This is a genomic window from Streptomyces sp. NPDC028711, from assembly GCF_055565415.1.
This window is the reverse complement of record NZ_JBVHUJ010000013.1, coordinates 124,232-143,525: the sequence shown is the minus strand read 5'-3', so window position 1 is coordinate 143,525 and position 19,294 is coordinate 124,232. Positions and strand designations below refer to the sequence as shown.

General features: G+C 74.3%; 14 protein-coding genes. 3 read left to right on the top strand and 11 right to left on the bottom strand.

Annotated elements, in window-relative coordinates; all coding sequences use genetic code 11:
* Window positions 1-40: 40 nt before the first annotated feature.
* The 7 genes from fxsT to ACZ4VK_RS32025 form a co-directional block, all read right to left on the bottom strand.
* Window positions 41-3,064, bottom strand: coding sequence for an FxSxx-COOH system tetratricopeptide repeat protein (fxsT, locus tag ACZ4VK_RS32055; protein ID WP_468359853.1), 3,024 nt, complete (start codon window positions 3,062-3,064; stop codon window positions 41-43).
* Between the two features lie 58 nt (window positions 3,065-3,122).
* Complete coding sequence (locus ACZ4VK_RS32050; protein WP_468359851.1) at window positions 3,123-4,400, bottom strand: HEXXH motif domain-containing protein; 1,278 nt, start codon at window positions 4,398-4,400, stop codon at window positions 3,123-3,125.
* Window positions 4,401-4,601: 201 nt separating this feature from the next.
* On the bottom strand, window positions 4,602-4,799 hold the full coding sequence (locus tag ACZ4VK_RS32045; protein WP_468359848.1) for a hypothetical protein: 198 nt from the start codon (window positions 4,797-4,799) through the stop codon (window positions 4,602-4,604).
* Window positions 4,800-4,935: 136 nt separating this feature from the next.
* Window positions 4,936-8,169 (bottom strand): SAV_2336 N-terminal domain-related protein, encoded by a 3,234-nt coding sequence (locus tag ACZ4VK_RS32040; RefSeq protein WP_468359845.1) that lies wholly within the window; start codon window positions 8,167-8,169, stop codon window positions 4,936-4,938.
* Window positions 8,170-8,185: 16 nt separating this feature from the next.
* Window positions 8,186-9,202 (bottom strand): AAA family ATPase, encoded by a 1,017-nt coding sequence (locus ACZ4VK_RS32035; protein WP_468359844.1) that lies wholly within the window; start codon window positions 9,200-9,202, stop codon window positions 8,186-8,188.
* Between the two features lie 121 nt (window positions 9,203-9,323).
* A complete protein-coding gene (locus ACZ4VK_RS32030) occupies window positions 9,324-11,369 on the bottom strand; it encodes a VMAP-C domain-containing protein (protein WP_468359842.1) in 2,046 nt (681 codons plus the stop codon).
* Window positions 11,366-11,860 (bottom strand): CU044_2847 family protein, encoded by a 495-nt coding sequence (locus ACZ4VK_RS32025; protein ID WP_468359840.1) that lies wholly within the window; start codon window positions 11,858-11,860, stop codon window positions 11,366-11,368. The genes ACZ4VK_RS32030 and ACZ4VK_RS32025 overlap by 4 nt, the downstream gene beginning before the upstream one ends.
* A gap of 94 nt (window positions 11,861-11,954) precedes the next feature.
* Between ACZ4VK_RS32025 and ACZ4VK_RS32020 the strand changes: the two genes are divergently transcribed.
* The gene (locus tag ACZ4VK_RS32020; protein WP_018102711.1) at window positions 11,955-12,140 is read left to right on the top strand and encodes a DUF6104 family protein; all 186 of its coding nucleotides are present in this window, start codon (window positions 11,955-11,957) and stop codon (window positions 12,138-12,140) included.
* A 217-nt stretch (window positions 12,141-12,357) separates the two neighbouring features.
* Here the strand turns inward: ACZ4VK_RS32020 and ACZ4VK_RS32015 are convergent, their stop codons facing one another.
* Window positions 12,358-13,188, bottom strand: a complete 831-nt coding sequence (locus ACZ4VK_RS32015) for a hypothetical protein (protein WP_468359838.1) — start codon at window positions 13,186-13,188, stop codon at window positions 12,358-12,360.
* 148 nt (window positions 13,189-13,336) lie between these two features.
* Here ACZ4VK_RS32015 and ACZ4VK_RS32010 point away from each other — a divergent pair, with 148 nt between their 5' ends.
* Together ACZ4VK_RS32010 and ACZ4VK_RS32005 are read left to right on the top strand one after the other, a co-directional pair.
* A complete protein-coding gene (locus ACZ4VK_RS32010; protein ID WP_468359836.1) occupies window positions 13,337-14,212 on the top strand; it encodes a DUF4097 family beta strand repeat-containing protein in 876 nt (291 codons plus the stop codon).
* A gap of 1 nt (window position 14,213) precedes the next feature.
* Window positions 14,214-15,113, top strand: a complete 900-nt coding sequence (locus tag ACZ4VK_RS32005) for a PadR family transcriptional regulator (protein ID WP_468359833.1) — start codon at window positions 14,214-14,216, stop codon at window positions 15,111-15,113.
* Between the two features lie 99 nt (window positions 15,114-15,212).
* Here ACZ4VK_RS32005 and ACZ4VK_RS32000 read toward each other — a convergent pair whose 3' ends face one another.
* From ACZ4VK_RS32000 to ACZ4VK_RS31990, 3 genes are all read right to left on the bottom strand, one after another.
* Complete coding sequence (locus tag ACZ4VK_RS32000; protein ID WP_468360195.1) at window positions 15,213-16,559, bottom strand: cellulase family glycosylhydrolase; 1,347 nt, start codon at window positions 16,557-16,559, stop codon at window positions 15,213-15,215.
* Window positions 16,560-16,701: 142 nt separating this feature from the next.
* Window positions 16,702-17,667 (bottom strand): zinc-binding dehydrogenase, encoded by a 966-nt coding sequence (locus ACZ4VK_RS31995; RefSeq protein ID WP_468359830.1) that lies wholly within the window; start codon window positions 17,665-17,667, stop codon window positions 16,702-16,704.
* A 297-nt stretch (window positions 17,668-17,964) separates the two neighbouring features.
* Entirely contained in the window at window positions 17,965-19,176 is a 1,212-nt protein-coding gene (locus tag ACZ4VK_RS31990) for an NAD(P)-dependent malic enzyme (RefSeq protein WP_468359827.1), read from the bottom strand.
* Between the last annotated feature and the right edge of the window lie 118 nt (window positions 19,177-19,294).

The following is a 19,294-nucleotide window of genomic DNA, read 5'->3' as shown; positions in this document are numbered from 1 at the left end:
TGTGGGGTGCCGGGCCTCCGGCGTTCCGTCCCGCCGTACGTCAGAGGTTGGCCTCGAAGTCCCAGTACGGGCGGTTGCGCTGGCGGGCCGAGAGGGTGTGGGGGTGCTGGGCGCCGAGGGTCCTGGTGAGGGTGAGCAGGGCGTCCTCCTCCAGCTTCCCTGCCTCGTCGGTCTCGCGGAGGCCGCGCAGGTCGGTGGCGAGCGCGACCTGGCAGGAGAGGGTCAGGGGGTGCTCGTTCCCCATGACGTGCCGGGCCCGGCGCAGGGTGTCGCGGCTGAGCTCGGCGGCTTCGACGACCCTGCCGTTGAAGTTGCGGGCGGCGGTGGTGTTGAGGGCGCAGCCGAGCACCCAGGGGTGGTCGGCGCCGAGGGTGGCGGTGAGTCCGGCGAGCGCGGACTCCAGCATCGTGAGGGCCGAGGCCCGGTCGCCGGAGGCCTGCATCACGAGGGCGGTGTTGGCGAGGACGCCGGTGGAGACGGGGTGGGCGGGGCCGAGGAGGGCGCGGTAGCCGGCCTCCGCCTCGGTGATGAGTTCCCTCGCCAGGTCGAGGTCGCCGTGCTCGCGGAGGAAGTTGGCGTAGTTGGTGACGGCCGAGAGCGTCAGGTAGTGGTCGCGGCCGTAGGCCTGCTCCAGGTGGTCGAGGACGGAGGCCATCATCGTGCCGATGTCCTCCTTGAAGCCTCCCTCGCGGCGGCGGCAGAGCGCGAGCTGGCTGCGCGCGTACAGGGTGTGGAGGTGCTGCGGCCCGAGGATCTTCACGTGCAGCTTGACGTTGGCCTCCTGGCGGCCGAGCGCCTCGCGGTAGCGGCCGAGCAGGCGGAGGTCCTGGGCGACGGCGTTGTTGGAGCTGAGCGTGGAGGCGTGGTGGAGGCGCAGGACGCTCTCGCAGCGGGCGAGGGTGTCGGTGTCCTGTTCGTACGCCTCCTGGTAGCGGCCCAGCATCCGCAGCACCACGCCGAGGTTGTGGCGGGCGACGAGGGTGAGGAACTGGGTCTCGCCGAGCAGGGCCCTGGCCTCGGCGAGGGCTTCCCGCTGGAGCTGCTCCGACTCCTTGTACTGGCCGAGGAAGCGGAGGTCGCGGGCGATGGAGATCTTGGTCTGGAGTTCGCCGAGCCGGTCGGTGCCCTCGGCGGCGGTCAGCCGCTCGCGCTGGGCGAGGTCGAGGTCGTACGCCTCGCGGAACCGGCCGTAGCGGCGCAGGATGTCGCCTTCCAGGGTGGTGAGTTCCTGCATGTGCGGGGCGAGCGGCTCCATGAAGGACGTCCACTCGTCGCGGATGCGTCCGGCGAGCCGGATGCCCGCCGTGTACTCGCCGCTGCGGTCGCAGAAGCGCAGGCAGTTGAGGACGGCGACCTGGATGCGCGGGTCGGTGCTGCGGAGGGCTCCCGAGGGTTCCAGGTGGGGCAGGAGTTCGGAGTAGCGGGGCCAGTGCCTGCTGTCCGTGGGGTTGCCGGGGTCGGCCTCGGCGAGGAGGGTGCGGACGGCCTTGCGGTGGGCGTCGCGGTGCTCCCCGTCGGTGAGCCGGGCGACGATGTCGTGCACCAGGCGGTGCATGTGGATCGACTCCTGGTGGGGCCCGACCTCGTCGGTGGTCATGGGGCCGCGGGTCTCACGGGTGAGCACCGAGTAGTTGACGAGGGTGTCGAGCGCGCGCGTCCAGGCGGGCAGGTCGGTGGCCATCCAGCGGAGGTCCTCGGGCAGCTGCGCCTGCGGGTAGGCGCGGACGATGCCGAGGGGGATGCGGCCGGGGGCGAAGGAGGCGCACAGGCTGAGGATGTCGATGGCCTGGGGCTGGGCGCGGCGGAGCCGGTTGATCAGTATCGACCAGGAGGTGAGGGAGGCGTTGGGCATGCCGTCGCCCGCCGAGGGCTCGTCGACGGTGGAGAGCCGGCCGTCGCGGACCATGCGGAGGTATTCGGGGGCCTCCATGCCGGACTCGCCGAGCCAGGCGGCGGCCTGGACGAGCGGCAGGGGTACGTCTCCGAACTCGGCGGCGACCTCGTCGGCCTCGGCCGCGTTGATGTGCGGGGCGCGGCGCATCAGGTAGCCGGTGGACTCGGCGCGGTCGAAGCCGGGGATCTCCAGGACGTCGGTGTGTTCGCGCCAGCCGCGGTTGCGGGAGGTGATGAGGACGTGGCCGGGGCCCTGCGGGAGCATGACGTCGATGCCGTCGGTGTCGTCCCAGCCGTCGAAGACGACGAGCCAGCGGGGGTGCGGGTCGCCGCGGCGGAGGGCTTCGCGGACGGCGCGGATGCGTTCGCCGGGTTCGCTGCCGGTGGGCAGGGAGAGTTCGGCGGCGAGTTCGCCGAGGCGGTCGCGCTGGATGTTGCGGTCGTCGGAGTTGACCCACCAGATGACGTCGTAGTCGGGGCTGAAGCGGTGGGCGTACTCGGCGGCGATCTGGGTCTTGCCGATGCCGGACATGCCGAGCAGGGTGCACGCGGCGTTGCCGCGTTCGGCGTCCATGAGCCGTTCCTGGAGCTCGGTGAGGAGGTCGTCGCGGCCGGTGAAGCGGGGGTTGCGGCGGGGGACGTCGCCCCAGACCTCGGGCGGGGTGTCGGGGTAGCGGGCGAGGGAGCCCGCCGGGATGCGGCGGCCCGCGTTCCTGCGGGGTTCGATCGCGAGCCTGCTGAGGAGCCGGGCCTCGGCCTCCTCCTCGCCGACGCCCCAGAGGCTGACGGGTTCGAGGACGGCCGTGGAGGGGAGCAGGGTGCGGTTGGTGAGGTTGACGGCGGCGAACCGTTCGGCGTGGGCGGCGACGAAGCCGCGCAGGACGTCGTTCCATTCGCCGGCCGGCCGGGGGCCGAGTTCGAAGAACCAGTCGTTGAGGACGAGGAGGACCTGTCCGCGCGCGAGGAGCAGGTCGCCGAGGGAGTCCTCCAGGGGGACCTCGCGGGGCGGGTCCCAGCGCTGGAGCGTGGCGCGCACGCCGTGCGCCTCCAGGCGCTGGTTGATCCAGGCCGCCCAGGGCCGGTGGTATCCGGGGAAGACCACCAGGACGTGTTCGGGCGCGGCCCTGCCCCCGTGGCTCTCCGCGCCTCCGCCCGACCGCTGTTCCGCCATCTGTACGTCTCCCGTCCCGCTCACGCGCAACGCAGTGTCATGTGCCGTGGGCACAGTGTTACCCACGGCGCCTGGGGCTCGCGCCGAGGCTCGCATGGAGCTGCCTCATTTGCCGGGCGAACTCCCGCCCCTCATTGGTCAGTTCATCGGATTCAAGCAGCATCGCCAGGGCTTCGCCCACCTGATCGTGGACATGGTCGAACTGCTGCCCGGCCCGCGTGCTCCACGCTCCGGGCACCCCGGGGGCGTCCCTCGCCCTCCGCCACAGATCGGCCAACGCCAGGTGCGCGTACGCCCCTTGGAAGACTCCGGCGACCGGACGCGCGTCGCTGCGCCAGCCGACCCGGTACACCGCGGCACGGCCGGGGCGGTAGAGCGGGACGAGTTCGTGGAGCGTGGAGAGCTTGCTGTGGTGCAGCTCGTGGACGAGCGTCTCGGCCATGTCGAAGGCGCCGGCCGACGGTGTCATGAGGACGGCTCCGGGGGCGACGCTGAGGGTGGCGCCGACGGAGCGCGGTCCCTGCGGGCGCAGCGGTACCAGTGCGCCGACGGTCCGACCGACCTCCGCGGCCCGCTCCCGGTCGGTCCGCCGCAGCAGTTCGCGGGCGGCGCGCCAGTGCCCGAACCAGGCGGCGTGGTCGATGTCGGGCCGCTCGGCCGCCATCCGGGCCGGGGTCCCGACCCCGCCGGGCGGCACCCGGTACGGATCCAGGTCCTCCAGGCGGGCCGCCCCGCCGGACAGACCGCGCAGGCCGCGCCAGCCGGGGCCGCTGCCGGTCACGGCTCCGGTGCGGTGGTCGGTGAGCCGGAGGAGCGCCGCCGGGGCCCCCGGGGTGCCGTCGGCGTGGACCCGTACGACCTGGGAACGGGAGGTCAGCCGGACCGGTCCCGCGGCCAGCAGGACGCTCCCGGCGCCCGGCAGCGAGAGCACCCCGGCGGGGGCCTGGACGACGAGGTCGAGCGGGCGGCCGGCCCGGAGGGCGGCGGTGGCGGCGACGAGGCCCAGGCGGGTCAGGTGCCGGTCGAGGGCGGGGCCCACGGGCTCGGTGAGGGCGGCGGCGAGCCAGGCCCCGGTGGTCGGGTAGTCGAGGACGGTGCGGACGGCCCGGGGGGCGGCGCGCTCCGTCCGCTCGAGGAGGCGCCAGGCGGTCTCGAAGCCACGGAGGGTCTCGGGAGCGACCTCGTCACGATCACGCCGCACCCGTACGAGGAGGGCCTTGAGCAGCAGCAGCCGGCGGGCGTGCGCGCCTGACCGCAGGAAGGCCGCGCCGGCGGGGGCGGGCCGGGTGGCCGCGAGCGCGGCGAAGGCCGCGGGCCGCGGCGGCGCGGCGATCACTCCCGACTCCGGGGCACGGCCGGGGGCATGGCCCGGCTCCGGGGCGCGGCCGGGGACGCGACCCGGCTCCAGGCCGCGTCCCGGGGCGTGGCCCAGCTCCGGGACGCGGCCGGGGGCGTGCGTCCGGCGAACACGGCTGGAAACGAGTGGTCGACCCGGGTGCGGGGCGCGGCGCGCCGGGCGGTTCGGGGCGCTCGTACGTCAGTCGACGAACGCGTCCTCGGGCCAGGAGACGACCAGATCAGAGGGATCGCGCAGTACTCTCTCGACCGCCGCGCCGAGGACGGCGTCGTCCGTGACGCGCAAGGTCCGCAGATCAACGGCCGCGAGATCGGGCAGATGCGGAGACCTGCCGGCCCTCCGGCCGGCACCGGTCGCCCACTCCGTACGCTCGAACACTCTCGGCTCCTCCTCACCGACGCTGTCCCCCACGGTCGTAGCGGCGCAGCGGTTCTTCCCGACGCCGGGAGACCGGAAACCCTTTCGATTCAACTGCGCCCATGCGCGCCCCCGTTATCAGCCGATCCTCGGCAGCTCATCCGGTGGTACCGCTCCAGGCCCACCAGGGCGGTGCGATCCTGCGCCGGTCCTCGGCGGAGAGCCTCCCGTGGCCATCTCCCGCCACTCCTTCCACCTCCCTCAGCAGGGCTCTGGTCCGTTCCACGTCCGCCCAGTCCACCTCCACGAGGTGCCCGGTCAGCCGCCGCCACCGCTCGGTGGCGGCGAGCAGCGCGGTCCTGGCCCCGGCCGGCCGGCCCATCAGCCACAGGACGGCTCCCTGGGCGTGCGACGCGCGGGCGCCGGTGACCGTGCCCGGAGTGTCTCCGTCGGCGGTACGGGACTCCTCGCCGGCGTTGCGGTAGGCGGTGAGCGCGTCACCGATCAGCCCGTCCCGCGCCGTCTCGGCCAGTTCGAGCCGCACCCGGCCCAGTTGCAGCCACACCTCGGCCCGGTCCGCCGGGTCTTCGGTGCCCCGGAGGGCGTGTTCGAGCAGATGGCGGCTCTCGAAGAGGTCGGGGAGGAATCCGGCGCGGTGGAAGCGGAGGGCGAGGACGCTGCCGATGAGGGTCCGCGCCCTGGCCCGTTCGGGCGCCCCGGCGGGCAGCCGGGTGAGGGCCTCGCGCAGCACGCCTTCGGCCCGGTCGACGGGGGCCGTACCGGCGCCGGCCGCGGCGCGCCGAAGCAGCGATCCGCCCCAGGTGAGCAGCAGCGGGCCGCGCTGCGCGCTGTCGGCGGGGGCGAGCAGGGTGGCCTCCTCGTACGCGGCGTCGGCGGCGGCCCCGTCGCCCTCCGTGTCGTACAGCCGGGCACGCGCGGTGATGAAGCGCAGCCGCAGGGAGCGGCCGTCGCCGAGGAGGGGCTCGGCGCGGTCGAGCACGGGGCCGATCCTGGCCGGTTCCGCCTCGGCGAGGCGGAGGGCGTCGGCGAGGTCGAGCAGGGCGGCGGCGCTCTCGTGGAGGGTGAGGGCGGCGGTGAGCTCGCCCGCCGCCGCGGCGCCGTCGCCGCGGGCGAGGAGCAGGCGCCCACGGCGGAGATGGAGGGTGTGGCGGGCGGTCTCGGGCCACCGGTCGGCGTCCTCGGCGAGGGCGGTGAGGGCCGCGTCGAGATGGCCGGTGTCGTCGGTCTCGCGCCACAGCGCGTGATGGACGACGGCGAGTTCCAGCCGGACGTCGGCCCAGGCCTCGTCGCCGGGCGGCGCGAGTTCACCGGCCCGTACGAGGGTGTCGGCGGCCTGACCGAGGAGCTCCGGGCGGCGGCCGGTGCGCCGGGCGGCGGCGGTGCCCGCCTCGGCGTACAGGGCGCGGGCGAGGACGATCCGGGCCTCGACGGGTTCGTCGGGGAGCGCCGCCTCGGCGCGCTCGCGGGCGCCGGCGAGGAGGGCCGGGTCGGACTGGCCGCGGCCCTGCGCGAGGAGGCGGCGGGCCTCGGTGAGCGGGTCGGGGGTGATGAGGTCGGGGTGGTAGAAGCGGAGGACGCGCGCGGGGATGCGGGCGAAGAGCTCGGTCTCGGCGCCGTCGGGGCCGAGGGGTTCGTCGGTCTCGTAGGTCGCGTCCTCGGCGCTGTCGGACCGGTGGGTCTCGTGAGTCGCGTGGGTCCCGTGGCGTGGTTCGCGGGGGCCTCTGGTGGCGTCCCGGCCGGGATCGGCCGAGGTCCCGGTCCCTCCCGCTCCCGCTCCCGCTCCCGCGAGCCGGGCGGCGGCGAGCGCCGGGAAGTTGCGCATGCCCTGGCCGAAATTGCGCTCCACATAGGCGGAGCAGTGTTTGAGGACGAGGGCGGCGGCGCTGGGGTCGAGCGAGCCGAGGAAGTGCTGCTGGATGCCGGGCGGATAGCTGAAACAGGGGTACGGGGTGGGGCCGGGCAGCCGTCGCAGGAGCCCGCTGAGCAGGACCTCGGCCAGCTCCATGGGGCCGGTGTCCGGCAGCATGGCGCGCTGCACGAGCTGCATGACGGGCAGCGTCAGGGGGGCCGCCGCGAGGTGGACGGCGAGGCGGAGCGCGCCGGGTGACGCTCCGGCGCGGAAGGCGCGCAGGAGCTCGTCGTCGCCCCGGGGCGCGCGGGGCGTGCGGGACGCGCGCGCGTCGACCGGCGCGGGGCCGAGCCAGGCGGCCCAGCCGCGTACGGCGTTGCCACCGTGCCCCGTGTGGAGCCGGGTCCAGGAGGCGAAGGCCTCGGGGGTCGGGGTGAGCACGGGGACGGCGCGGCGGCCGGGGGTCCGGGGTCCCCAGGGTTCGTCGTCGGAGCGGAAGACGGTGTGACCGCCGGGGGTTGCGGAACGCTGGAAGGTGCCCGGTTCGGCGGGGAGCGCGGTACGGGGCCAGAGCCGGGGCGGCAGGGGCTGGACGAGGGCGAGCGGTGAGTGGCGGGGCCACTGGCGGAGGAAGCGCTGGGCGGCGCCGCGCTGCCAGAGGGGTCCGACGCAGTCGCTGACGACGAGGGTGAGACGGCGGCCGGTGGGGTCGTGCAGCTGGTCGACGGGTCGCAGTCGGGGCCTGCCGTCGGCGCCGGAGGTGGTGGTGACGAGCGGGGGGCCTTCCCCTGTGTCGTACAGGCGGTGGACCTGGACGTCCCGGAAGGCGCCGGACTGCTGGCAGGCCTGGCGGAGTTCCTCGACCATCCGGCTCCAGACGACCATGGCGGGGCCGGTGTCCATGAGGAGCTGGATGTCGGGGCGGCGACCTGCGGCGGGGCGCAGGACGGGGGTGAGGATGCCGGCGGCGGCGCTGCGTTCGGCGGTGGCCTCCTCGTCGAGGGTGCCCTCGCCGGGGCGGTGCGGCGCGAGGGCGTAGCCGCGCAGGGGGCGGAGGGCTTTCTGGAGGCTGAGGAGGCCGGGCAGGGCGTTGGCGCCGGGGGCGCGGACGGGCAGGGTCGCGCCCCGCTCCGTACGCCCTGTTCCACCGCCGTCCGGGACGCCGTCCGCTCCGGCGGCTCCACGGGTCCCGATGACCATGTGCAGGGAGACGGACTCGCGCGCGCCGGGCCCCGGCGGCCCGCCCGCGGCTCCTTCCGCTCCCCCGCCGTCACCTGCGGCACCGGCTTCCCCGGCGCCGCTCCCGCTCGGGCCCGGATGCCCGTCGGAGCGGCGCGAACCGTCGGAGGCGTCCTCGGCCGTCTCCGACGACGGGTCGCTCTCCGGGCTCCGCTGTCCTTCCGGCTCGCGCGGGGCGGGGCCGGGGAGCCACTGGGCCAGCCAGAGCGCGTCGGCGACGTCCTCGGCGGTGGGGTCCTGTCCGCCGTCCCGCAGTCTGCGGGTGAGTTCTTCCAGATGCATCCGGTGCATCCGACCGTCACCTCGGCTGATCGAGCGGTTGCATGAGCATGTCGGCGATGCGTTCCCTGGTGACCCGTTCGGCGCGGGAGGCGTGCTGGGTCAGATAGAGGGCGTTGAGCAGCTGGTCGGTGGCGATCACCTCGCCGGGCTCGCGGTTGAGGAAGCGCTGGACGAGCCCCTGTTCCCCGTCGCCCGCGGCGGCCTCGGTGCCGAGGTGGGCCTCGATCATGGCGCGGAGCTGCTCCTCGCCGGGCGGTTCGAGCTCCAGGCGGATGCAGCGGCGCAACAGGGCGGCGGGGAAGTCCCGTTCGCCGTTGGAGGTGAGCACGATGAAGGGGAAGGTGGTGCAGCGGACCCGGCCGCCGAACACCCGCACCTTGCGGCCGTCGTCGCTGAGCACCTCCACGACGGGCTCGCGGTCGGCGAGCCGCTCCAGCTCGGGAATGGCGAACTCGCCCTCCTCCAGGGCGTTCAGGAGGTCGTTCGGAAGGTCGAGGTCGCTCTTGTCGAGCTCGTCGATGAGCAGCACCCGGGGCTGCTCGGAGGGGAGCAGCGCGGTGCCGAGCGGTCCGAGCCGGATGTACGAGCCGATGCCGGCCGGGGCCGCGGCGGCGGAGCCGGGCGATCCGGCCTGGGCGCGCTCCAGCTGGACGTCCTGGAGCCGGCCGATGGCGTCGTACCGGTAGAGCCCGTCCTGGAGGGTCGTGCGGCTGACGATCGGCCAGCGCAGCACCCGACCGAGGCGCAGTTCGTGGGCGACGGCGTGGGCGAGGGTGGACTTGCCGGTGCCGGGGTTGCCGGTGACGAGGAGCGGGCGCCGCAGGTACAGGGCGGCGTTGACGGCGTCCGTCTCGGCGGGCCTGGGGTGGTGGTTCTGGACGAGTCTGCGCTTGACGCCGAGCCGCCGGTCGGAGCCGGCCAGGGTGTCGTCCGCGCTGCCCGTCGAGAAGTCCCGCCAGGGCGGCGGGGCGGGCAGCCGCTGTATCTCGTCGTGCGGAGAACCGGCACCACGGTAGATCCGCCAATCGTTCACGATGGACTCCTCCTGGCTGTGGTGTCGATGCCGGGTCCGTCGACGGTACCGCCCGCGGGCGGGGCCTGCCGATGGCGTAACCGGACGGATCGCGGCGGCGGCGTCCCGGTGGCCGCTCCGGTCACTGCTCCCCCTCCCCGAGCAGGGGCGGGGCCTCCAGGCGCCCGCCGTGCGGCGGCCGGTCGGGCGGGTCGAGCAGCACGGCGATGCCCTCGGCCCACGCGTACGCGGCCCGCGCCTCGGGTCCGGCCGCCGGGTCCGTGGCGCGGGTGCGCAGGGAGCGGACGGGTCCGCGTACGTCCCAGGCGGTGAGGGCGGTGGCGAGCAGCCGGTCGGCCCGCTCGTGGAACTCCGCGCAGTCGGTGTGGTCGTGGGCGCCGGTACGCCAGAGGGCGAGCGGATGGCCCGCGGCGAGGGCCGCGTTCATCGCCATCAGCCCGTCGCCGCTCCCCACGTGCCCGCAGTACACGGGGACGGCGCCGGCCTCGGCCTCACGGAGCCGGTCGTACGTCTCCGCCCAGGTCTCCCGACGCACGCGCGGGGTGTGGGCGTCCGGCCCTGCGGCCGCCACCTCGGCGCGCAGCGGGGTGGCGCGGAGCGGGCCGCGCTCGTCCGCGTCCCAGCGCTCGCGCCATTCGGGGGCCGGTTCCCGTGCGTGGCGGCGGGCGTCGCGGATGACGACGATCCTGCGCTGGCCGAGCGTGGTCGCCCAGGCGTCCTCGGGGCCCTGCGGGGGTTCGAGCCGCCAGGTGTCGAGGGGCTCGTCGAAGAGCTCGCGCGGCAGCACCGCCTCCACGGCGGCCAGGTGCGGTCCGCTGTCGCCGCGCCGCAGGGCGTCGGCGAGCGGTTCGCGGAGGGTCTCCCTGAGACGGGCCCGCTCGACGCCCCGGTCGTCGCAGTGGAGCGGGCTGACGGTGTGTCCGTCGAGGAGAAGCTTGACCCGCCACGGGTAACGCCGGTCGTAGCGGGGGGTGTCGATCTCCAGGAGGACGTCGGCACGCGCGCGTGGTTCGCGTACGGAGAGCGGCGCGGGCCTGCCGGGGGTGACGAGCCGGTCGATCTCGCGCCGGAGGTGCCGGTCGGCGTCGCCCGACTCGTCGACGATCCAGCGGGTGAGCGCCGTGGTGTCGGCCCGGTCTCCGTACCGTCCGCCGACGTGCCGGACGACATGGGCCGCGTACAGGAGCACCGCGTCCAGGTCGAGGTCGCGGACGCCGTCCCTGCGGGGCGCCCGCAGGCCGCGCAGGAGCCCGGCGCCCTCGCTCCAGGTCCGCGGGTCGTCCTCCAGGGCGTCCGGCAGGTCGTCGTCCCTGATCCAGGCCTTGACCTGGTCGATCAGGTCCATGATCTCGCCGGGCGCGGTGGGCGCGGGCAGTTCGGCGAAGTGCCCGTACAGCTGGGTGCGGAGGCCGGGGCTCACGCCCTGGGCGCCGGACAGTTTCCGCTGGGTGCGGGTCCAGTCGGGCCGGTCGTCGAGCGAGCGGTAGCGGGCCAGGTGGTACCGGTCGTGGGCGCGCAGCGCCTCGCCCATGGCCTCGCCGCCGGGGAGGTCGTGCAGCCCGCGCAGGGCGGTGACGGGGACGACCGCCCCGCCGTCGCGCCCACGGCCCTTGTTGAGGCCGACGACGGCCCCCTGCTGATGGTCGACGACGGGCCCGCCCGAGCAGCCTTCGACGGGCATGACCCAGTCGGTGATGAGCGCCTTCCCGTCGCTGCCGATCAGGGTGCCGTGGACGTGCCGGACGCCGAGCTCGCCGGTCTCCCGTGACCAGCCGTGCAGTCCGACGGCGGTCGGCGGGACGGGCGGGCGCTCGCTGAGGCGCACGCAGGACGCCTTCTGCGCGCCGGACACCCTGATGAGCGCGAGGTCGGGGAAGGCCCACCGGTCCGGCGGGTCGTCGGGCCGGTCGGGGCGCGGCAGGGCGAGCACGACGGTGCCGGTGGTCTCCCGGGTGGTCTTGCCGTCCTCCCAGGTGACGCCGACGGCGGGCTCCCTCCTCCACACCGCGCTTCCCCCCTCGGCCACGACATGGGCGCAGGTCAGCACCCAGCCGGGGGCGATGAAGAAGCCGGTGCCCCAGTACCGGTCGCCGTGCGGGTCATACCCGCAGCCGGGGGCGGCGATGCGTACGAGTGCGGGGCGCACGAGAGCGTCGAAGGCGCTCATGCGCGCTCATCGGCCCCCGGGCGGGTGTGGGGGGCTCTGTGGGGGGTGTCCTGGCGCTGGTCCTGCTCGGCCTGGTTCTGTGCGAGCGCGGGATCGGCCGCGGGCGCCGGTGTCGCCGCCGGGTCCGCCGCCGGGTCCGTCGCGGGGTCCGTCGCGGGTATGGGGCCCGGTTCGGTCCAGGTGAGGGAGACGTTCACGGAGGCCTTGCCCGAGCCGTCCGCGAGGACCCCGATGACCTTGCCCGACTGCGCCGACAGTTCGATGCCGAAGCTGACGGCGACCTCTACGGAGCCCTGCGGGTCGAGTCCGGCGCGCAGCGAGCCGACCACCCCGCGCACCACGTCCGTGAGCCCGCCGGCCATCGAGACCACCCGGTCCCTGACGCCGGTGTCCTGGAACCCTCCGCCCCTGCCGAGTTCCTGCACGTCACTGACCCGGGCCCACACGGGCGTGCCGTCGTCCAGCCGAATACGAGCGATCCCGTGTGTCACAGCGCCCCCGGTCCCCGAAACGATGATGAGGAAGGCTAGTCGGTGGGACTGACGGGCGACAGGGGACGGGAGAGGTACGGCCTATCCTGATCGCATGTACTTCACCGACCGTGGCATCGAGGAACTGGAGAAGCGGCGAGGCGAGGAGGAGGTCACCTTCGAGTGGCTCGCCGAGCAGCTGCGGACGTTCGTCGACCTCAACCCCGACTTCGAGGTGCCGGTCGAGCGCCTCGCGACCTGGCTGGCCCGTCTGGACGACGACGAGGACGAGGACGAGTAGAGCGCACCCGCGCGGGGCCGGGTTTCGTTCCGCACGCGCGCGCGACCGGGCTCCCGGGCGCGCGCGTCGGTGACGTTGCTGCCGGAGTGCGCGCGTCGGCGACGTGGCTCCCGGGACCCGCGCGTCGGCGAGGTTTCCGCCACCTCGCCGGCGCCCGCGTCAGGAGGGCCTCCCCCACCCCGCACCCGGTCCCGTCCGCGTACGCGCAGCCGCCCCGTCAGACCACCCGTAGCCGGTCACGGGCGAGGGCGAGCGCGCCGTACGCGACGAGCAGTGCCCCGGCCGTCGCCCAGCCGCCGTCGCGCCGGCCGATGCCCCAGAGCAGCAGCGGCAGCCCCGCCGCGAGTTGGACCCCGCCCAGCACGCGCGCGTTGGAGCCTCCCCGCACCCGCGCCTCGGGACCGCGCGCGTACGTCCCGAAGGGTCCGCCCTCCGCCGCCTCCGGTTCGGCGCGTACGGCCTCCTGCCGGTCGGGGCGTTCGAGCTGCTCGGCGCCCTGGGCAAGGGCGACGGAGCGGAGCCGGTCGGCGCTCTCGCCGGCGAGGAGCCCGGTCGGCAGGGCGAGCCCGGTGCGGGTGAGGACGGCGACGATGCCGACGAGCCGGCTGCGGGCGTCGGCTTCCGGGTCGGGCACGGTGAGCGGTTCCAGGGCCTGTACGTCCAGGACGGGGTCGAGGGCGAGCCGGGCGGCGAAGGTGCGCATGGCCTCGTCCTCGCCGACGGGCGTGCCGTCCGCGAGCCAGGTGTAGCCGACCGGACGCCGGAAGCCGGCGGCGAGCGTGAGGCCGGCCCCGTCCCCGTCCGCGACGACGGGCCAGGTGGCGGCCGAGACGGCGAGGGCCGTGGCCCAGCCGGTGACGACCTGTTCGACGGCCTCCCCTCCGGGGAGCCAGGGCTTCCCCTCCGGTACGAGGACGCTCCAGCCGTCGCCCGCCGGGGCGAGGAGCAGCCGTTCGCCGAGCAGCCGGGCCGGCCGCCGCACCGCCGGTGGATCGGCACGGCAGAGCAGCAGCGCCCCGGCGGCGCCCGGTCCGGATGTCGCGTTCATGGAGCCCACGCTAGGCCAATTTGTCCGTGTACGACGGTGATTGCACACCCTGTCAGGGAAGAGTCAGGGTTGACTTCACTTGGCCGCGATATATCGTGTGTATCGCAAGACGCGATATGTTGCGTTGCCGAAACGGGAGGTCAGCACCATGACAGAGTGGTCCGTCACCGAGCCGACGAAGCTGGCGCCGGCCGACCCCGTGACCCGCCTCCAGATCCGCGTCGTCAACGGCACGGTGAACGTGGTGGGGACGGACGAGAGTTCCGCCCGGGTGGAGATCGCCGAGATCGAGGGCCCGCCGCTGACCGTGACGCAGGACGGCTCCGCCCTGATCGTGGGCTACGACGACCTGCAGTGGAAGAACATCCTCAAGTGGCTCGACCGCAAGGAGTTCCGGCGCCGGGTCGTCGTCTCCGTCACCGTCCCCGCGGGCGTCGACGTCGAGGTGGGAGTGGTCGGGGCCGAGGCCGTCGTCACCGGCATCCGGGGGCGTACGGAGGTGCGCGGCGTCACGGGCGACACCACGCTCCTCGGGCTCTCCGGACCGGTCCGCGCCGAGAGCGTCTCGGGGAATCTGGAGGCCCAGTCGGTCACGGGCTCCCTCCGGGTCAACTCCGTGACGGGGGACGTGACGGTGATCGAGGGCGCGAGCGCCTCCGTGCGGGCCGAGACGGTCAGCGGCGACATGGTCATCGACCTCGACGGCGCCGGCCGGGAAGGGCCGCCCGCGGACATCCGGCTCAGCAGCGTCTCCGGTGAGGTCGCCATCAGACTCCCGCACCCGGCCGACGCCCGGGTCGAGGCGAGCACCACGAGCGGCTCCGTGTCGAACGCGTTCGAGGATCTGCGCGTGGGCGGCCAGTGGGGCGCCAAGTCCGTGACCGGCACCCTCGGTGCGGGCCGGGGCACCCTCAAGGCGACCACCGTCTCCGGCTCCATCGCCCTGCTCCGGCGCCCCGAGCCGGACGGGGACACCGACTCCACCCCCTCCCCCGCCCCCTCCGCGACCGGAAAGGTGCTCTGACATGCCGCCCGTCTTCGCGCACGGCCGCCTCCGTCTCTATCTGCTCAAGCTGCTCGACGAGGCCCCGCGCCACGGCTACGAGGTGATCCGCCTCCTGGAGGAGCGCTTCCAGGGGCTCTACGCACCCTCCGCGGGCACGGTCTACCCGCGGCTCGCCAAGCTGGAGGCCGAGGGCCTCGTCACCCACGCCAGCGAGGGTGGCCGGAAGGTGTACTCGATCACCGACGCGGGCCGCGCCGAGCTGGCCGGTCGCGGCGCCGAACTGGACGACCTGGAGCGGGAGATCCGCGAGTCGGTGTCGGAGCTGGCGGCGGAGATCCGCGACGACGTCCGTGGCGCGGCCGGCCGGGTGCGCAGCGAGATGCGCGCGGCGGCCGGCCGGACCAGAGCGGCGGAGTCCTCCTCGTTCGCCGACGCCAAGGAGGAGCTGCGCCGGGTCGGTCAGGAGTGGAAGGAGCAGGCCCGTCAGGCCCGCGCCGAGGCGAAGTCCGCCCGCCACCAGGCCAGGGAGTTCCAGCGGATCGCCCAGCAGGTGCAGGAGGAGGTCCAGGACCGGTTCTCGCGGGGCGACTGGCCGAAGGGGGTCTGGGAGGGCCTCTCGGGCATCACGGCCCAGCTCGGCGACCTCGTGACGGGCACGACGCACCCGAAGGCCGCCGGCCAGGAGCCGCCGTCCGCGACCGCCCCGGCCGGCGAGGCGCCGGAGTGGGCGCGGGACACGGCGGGTTCGGGCGACCCGGCCCGTGACCTCGACCGGCTCCTCGACCGCTTCCGCGACGAGATCCGTGACGCGGCCCGCGACCACGGGGTGACCCAGGACCAACTGACCGAGGCGCGCGACCAGTTGTCCACGGCGGCGATGCGCATCACGGGCCTGCTGCGGTCACGGCCCAGAGCATAGGAGGACGACCGGGCGGCCGCCGGGCCTGAGCCCCGGGCCGCGCCGGGCCTCAGCGCCGACCCTCGGTCCCCGGGCTGCGCCGGGTCGCACCGCCGGGGCTCAGCCCCGGGTGACGGTGACCGTCACCCGGGCGCCCGGGGCGGCGAGGACCCAGGCCTTGCCGCCGGTCTTGCCGCCGGCTTTGCGGAGCACAAGCGCTCCGCCCCCGGTCTTCACGTGCCAGGTGCCGGCCGGCAGGGAGAGCTCGGTGATCCGGGGGCCGCGCCGCCCGGCGGAGTCGTACGACAGGCGGTAGGTCCCCGTCCCCTGGTCGTACGCGGCGGAGCGGACCGTGCCGGCGACCGCCTCCGCGTACGGCTCGGCGGTCAGCTCCTTGTTCGTACGGAAGGTTCCGGCGCCGTCCACGGCGCAGTAGCCGCCGCCGTAGCACCAGACATAGCCCGCCCAGCCGGAGCCGTAGCGGCCGAGGGAGGCCATCGCCTCGCGGTAGAAGCGGTTCATGTTCGGCAGGGAGTTGTTGAGCGGCCCCCACTCGCCCACCACCACGGGCACCTTGTACTCCTTGGGGTACAGGGTGACGGCCTGCTCATAGCTCTCGATCCAGCCGGCGGCGGGGTCGTAGTCGGCTCCGGCCTCCATGCCGGTGTTGTAGAAGTGCGGTGCGTAGACGATCTTCGGGTCGTCGATCCGCCCGAGCCCGGTGGGCACGCCCTCGCCCACGATGGGGGTCGGCTCGACGAAGATCCAGGTGGACGGGTCGACCGACCGGACGGCGTCCGCCAGGCGGTTGTACAGAGGGGTGAGCTGGTCCCGCTCGATGCGCCGGGCCGCGGTGGCCAGGTCCTCGCCCTCCCGGAGCTCGCCCATCGGCTCGTTGATCAGGTCGTAGCCGATGACGGCCGGGTGGTCCTCGAAGCGGTCGGCGAGCACCCGCCACATGCGGGCCTGGGCGAGCCGCAGGTCCTCGTCCTCGTAGAGGTGGGTGAAGGCCCGCTGGACGGCGGGTTCGAAGTACTCGGAGAACCAGTCGTCCGGGCGCGGAGTGAAGGGCAGTCCATCGGTCCTGGTCGCCCACGCGGGCACGCCGCGGTGGCCGAAGGCGGGTCCGAAGACGTCCTGGTGGGCGTCGATGAGGACCTTGACGTCGTGCTTCCCGGCCCAGTCCAGGATCCGTTCGATCTTCCGCAGATAGCCCTGGCTGTACTGACCGGGCCGGGGCTCCAGGTCGTCCCAGAAGACAAGGAGGCGGGCGAAGTTGAACCCTCTGGCCCGCATGTCGCGGAAATGCCGCTCGGTGATCGCGGTGAGGGCGGCGTCACCGCGGTTCACCTTGTCCTCGACGTTCCAGCCGCGCAGGGTGAGGACGCGGCCGTGTTCGTCGGTGAGGGCGGGTATCCGGTCACCGCCCGGGCTCTCGGCGTGGGCGACGCCGGTCGGGGCGAGCAGCGCGGCGAGGACGGCGCCCGCGGCAAGGGTGGTTCGCGACGTTCGCAACAAGGAGGACCTCCGGCACGAGGAAGTGAGAGATGTTCACGTTTCGCGTGCCAGAGATCCCATCAGCAAGACTGACGAGTCATCAAGAGGTTCGTCAGGAGGTCTTCAGGACGATCTTTCCGAACAGTTCGCCGGAGGCCATCCGCTCGAAGCCCTCGCGCGCCCGGTCGAGCGGCAGGATCTCGTCGACCACCGGCCGGACGCCCGTCGCCGCGCAGAAGGACAGCAGGTCCTCCAGCTCGTCCTTGGAGCCCATGGTCGAACCGACCACCTTCAGCTCCAGGAAGAAGATCCGGGTCAGCTCGGCGTGCGCGGGCCGGTCGCCGCTCGTGGCGCCCGAGATGACGAGGGTGCCGCCCGGCCGCAGCGACTTGACCGAGTGGGACCAGGTGGCGGCGCCCACGGTCTCGATGACCGCGTCCACCCGCTGCGGGAGCCGCGCGCCGGGCTCGTAGGCCTCGACGGCCCCGAGCTCGACGGCCCGCTTGCGCTTCGCCTCGTCGCGGCTGGTGGCGAAGACCCGCAGGCCGGCCGCCTTGCCGAGGGCGATCGCGGCGGTGGCGACTCCGCCGCCCGCGCCCTGGACGAGCACCGAGTCCCCGGGCCGTACCCCGGCGTTGGTGAAGAGCATCCGGTACGCGGTCAGCCAGGCCGTGGGCAGGCAGGCGGCCTCCTCGAAGGAGAGCTCCTTCGGCTTGGGCAGCACGTTCCAGCGGGGCACGGTCACCCGCTCGGCGAAGGTGCCCTGGTAGCGCTCGGTGAGGATGGACCGGGGCTCGTCGGGCCCGACGCCGTGACCCGTCTGGCCGATCACGGAGTGCAGGACGACCTCGTTGCCGTCCTCGTCGATGCCGGCGGCGTCGCAGCCGAGGATCATCGGCAGCTTCTCCTCGGGCAGCCCGACCCCGCGCAGCGACCACAGGTCGTGGTGGTTGAGCGAGGCGGCCTTGACGGTGACGGTGGTCCAGCCGGGCCGCGCCTCGGGCTCGGGGCGTTCGCCCAATTCGAGGCCGTTCAAGGGCTGGTCGCGGTCGATTCGGGCAGCGTAGGCAGCGAACATGGCCCCGACCCTAGGCCGCAGCGGACGGCGAGGGGAACCACGCCCCGGTGTGACCCGCGTCGCCCACGAACCCGCCCCGCCGTGCACGGAAAGGCCCCGCCCCGCCGTGCACGGAGAGGCCCGCCCCGCCGCCGTACGCACAGGGCCGCCCCGCCGTACACGAACGACCCCCGCCCCCCCCATGCGCGGAGGCCCCCGTCCCGGCGTACGCGAAAGGGCCCCGTCCCGGCGTGCGGAACAGGGCCCTTTCGGCGTACCGGCGGACGTGCCGGCGGGTGACACTCCGGGGTGCGCGCGTCAGCGGCGGGCGACACCCTCGGCGCGGGCGGCCGCGGCGACCGCGGCCGCGACGGCCGGGGCGACCCGCTCGTCGAACGGCGACGGGATGACGCAGTCGGCGGCGAGCTGGTCGCTCACCACGTCCGCGATCGCGTTGGCCGCGGCGATCTTCATGCCCTCGGTGATCCGGGAGGCCCGGACCTGGAGCGCGCCGGCGAAGATGCCGGGGAACGCGAGGACGTTGTTGATCTGGTTCGGGTAGTCCGAACGGCCGGTCGCCACGACGGCCGCGTACTTGTGCGCGACGTCGGGGTGGACCTCGGGGTTCGGGTTGGCCATGGCGAACACGAAGGCGTTCGGAGCCATGGACGCGACGGCGGCCTCGGGGACCGTACCGCCGGAGACGCCGATGAAGACGTCCGCGCCGGCCAGGGCGCTCTCCAGGGAGCCGACGAGCCCGGCCTTGTTGGTGAGCTCGGCGAGTTCGCGCTTGACGTCCGTGAGGTCCTCGCGGTCGCGGCTGACGATGCCCTTGCGGTCGGCGACGGCCACGTCTCCGAGCCCCGCCTCCAGGAGGAACTTGGCGATGGCGACGCCGGCCGCACCCGCGCCGGAGATGACCGCGCGCAGGTCGCCCAGGGTCCGGCCGGTCAGCTTCGCCGCGTTACGGAGGGCGGCGAGGGTGACGATCGCGGTGCCGTGCTGGTCGTCGTGGAAGACGGGGATGTCGAGGCGCTCCTGGAGCTTCCGCTCGATCTCGAAGCACCGCGGCGCCGAGATGTCCTCCAGGTTCACGCCACCGAAGGACGGGGCGAGCCGGACGACGGTCTCGACGATCTCGTCGGCGTCGGTGGTGGCGAGGGCGATCGGGACCGCGTCCACGCCGCCGAACTGCTTGAAGAGGATGGCCTTCCCCTCCATGACCGGGAGGGAGGCCTCCGGGCCGATGTCACCGAGGCCGAGCACCGCCGTACCGTCGGTCACGACGGCCACGACCTGGGACTTCCAGGTGTAGTCGTTGACCAGCTCGGGCTGCTCGGCGATCGCGGTGCACACCTTGGCGACGCCGGGCGTGTACGCGAGGGACAGGTCGTCCCTGTCCCGCACGGGGACGGTGGCCTGAATGGCCATCTTGCCGCCCCGGTGAAGGGCGAAGACAGGATCGAAGGGCTCCTCCGGAGCCCCTTCCGTACCACTGTCGTTGCGAGGATTGACGATCTCCGCTGCCATTGGGTTGAACCCCTTAAGTCTGTTTCATTTGAGGGTGGCCACTCCCGGTTGAGGAGGGGTGGGGAGGCACCGCGGCCGCCGTGTCTGGCAGCCGCGCGGGCGCGCCGCACAACGCGCC